At 50.1% G+C, this 2,238-nt stretch carries 1 protein-coding gene and 1 rRNA gene; one reads left to right on the forward strand and one right to left on the reverse strand.

What is annotated here, in order from left to right; genetic code table 11:
• Window positions 1–190: 190 nt before the first annotated feature.
• The gene (locus FTO68_RS11725) at window positions 191–1,771 is read left to right on the forward strand and encodes a DEAD/DEAH box helicase (RefSeq protein ID WP_255333598.1); all 1,581 of its coding nucleotides are present in this window, start codon (window positions 191–193) and stop codon (window positions 1,769–1,771) included.
• 292 nt (window positions 1,772–2,063) lie between these two features.
• On the opposite strand, the gene rrf is transcribed toward FTO68_RS11725, so the two are convergent.
• A 5S ribosomal RNA gene (rrf, locus tag FTO68_RS11730) occupies window positions 2,064–2,185 on the reverse strand.
• Window positions 2,186–2,238 lie beyond the last annotated feature (53 nt).

The raw sequence follows: 2,238 nt of genomic DNA on the forward strand, positions 1-2,238 counted from the left end.
GTAAGAGGGTATATCTCAACTGTGAAGAAGAATGAGGGGTCAGTACTTGCCGCCATCAAAGGAGCATTCAGGAGAGAACCCTTCATGCCCACTGTGGCTTACAGGTATAGCTGACCAGTTACCATTTTATTTTTTTTTCCTGTGGCTATGACCCAAGATGCTAAGTCCTCAGAGAACAATATACTAGAGAATGGTTGAACCACAAAAATTTTCAGATTTTTCAATATCCGAAGACCTCTTAAAGGCCGTAGCGGATATGGGCTTTGAAGAGGCGACTCCCATCCAGAAGATGGCAATCCCCGTCATACTCGAAGGAAAAGACATAACGGGCCAGGCACAGACAGGAACCGGGAAAACAGCCGCATTTGGCATTCCACTGATCGATATGATCGATTCAGAGAGCCGGGATGTCCAGGCAATCGTCCTTGCACCAACACGGGAACTTGCGATCCAGATCGCAGAAGAGTTTGCACGATTTGGCAAATTCAAAAAAGGGCTCTCTATCGTTCCGGTTTATGGCGGCCAGCCAATTGAAAGGCAGTTCCGTGCACTCCGCGCAGGCGCCCAGATCGTCATCGGGACACCGGGGCGGATTATGGATCACCTCGACCGCAAAACGCTCTCCCTCCAGAAAATCAGGTTTGCTGTCCTCGACGAAGCAGACCAGATGCTCGATATGGGATTCCGTGATGATATCGCCAAGATCCTCGGCATGACGCCAAAGGGGAGGCAGACACTCCTCTTCTCTGCGACGATGCCCCCGGCGATCCTTGATCTCTCAAAGAGATACCAGAAGGATCCAAAGTTCATCAGGGTCGTTCACGGTGAGATGACAGTTCCCCAGATCGAGCAATGCTATCTTGAAGTAAAAGAACGCGAAAAGCTTGATGTCCTCTGTAAGCTGATTGATATCTATAACCCCGATCTGGCAATGGTCTTCTGCAATACAAAGCGTGCAGTCGATGATGTCACCTCACGGCTTCAGGCACGGGGCTATTTTGCAGATGCGCTCCATGGAGATATGAAGCAGACCCAGCGCGATCGTGTGATGGGCAAGTTCCGGAAAGGCTCTATCGACATCCTGGTGGCAACTGATGTTGCGGCACGTGGGCTTGATATCAGCGAGATTGATTGTGTCTTTAATTACGATGTTCCACAGGATGTCGAGTATTATATCCACCGGATCGGGAGAACAGCCCGTGCAGGAAGAGCCGGCACCTCGATCTCATTTGTTGCTCCAAAAGAGATCTACAAGCTTCGTGAGATCCAGCGGTTTGCCAAAGTAAAGATCAACAGGATCCCGATTCCATCCACAAGCGATGTCGAAGAGTCACAGGCACGCCTCCTCATTGAGAAGGTAAAAGAAGTGAATCTCACCGGGCTTGGCGAGCGCTTTATCCCCTATGTAGAGCAGGCACTTGAGGAAGGGCTCACATGCATTGAGATCGCAACTGCTCTTATGAAGATCCACCTTGGCGGCAGGGAAACCGAAACCAGGAGTTATGAGAACGAAGGCGGTGCAATAGAACCGGGAATGGCACGAATCCGTATCTCAATCGGCCGTGACAAACAGATCCGGGCAAAAGATATCGTCGGTGCTATCGCCGGTGAGACCGGGCTGCCCGGACGTTCCATCGGTGCGATTGAGATCTTTGAACATTTCTCATATGTGGATGTTCCGGCAGACCGGATCCATGAGATCATTGAGATTATGAAGGACCGGACTATCCGGGGCTTCACTGTCGAGATGACAAAAGTCGAGAACAAATAATTCTCTCTTTTTCACTTTCGCACCCCGCTCCTTTTGTTTATATACTCTTGAGTAAGAGTAGTATATGCCGGAGCATTACGGGAGTTCCGCTTCATTGATCCCGTTCTCTGGTCAGGGTTTCCCGCAAAACCCCAAAAACTAAACGACCCCTCTTTCTTTTCTTTTCGGGAGCATTGTACTCTGGAAAGGCAATGCATGCTGGAATCAGCGAGAGTATATTTAAAGAAGAAACAGACGCAGGCGTCTTTGGAAAAGCATTCTGAGAAGAGTTATTTTCATAATAGGGGGGTGGTATTGGCAGCGTTGAACAGTTCCCGAGGACTCTCGTACCTCAGTACCGTGTTCGACGCGGGTGGACTTAACTGCCGGGTTCGGAATGAGTCCGGGTGTATCCCCACCGCTATGGCCGCCATTACCACAAGCCAAGGCCCAGATTTGAACTGGGGTGTAGCTGATCTGCAGTCAGC

The organism is Methanocalculus taiwanensis (assembly GCF_024372745.1).
In the GTDB taxonomy this organism is placed as follows: domain Archaea; phylum Halobacteriota; class Methanomicrobia; order Methanomicrobiales; family Methanocorpusculaceae; genus Methanocalculus; species Methanocalculus taiwanensis.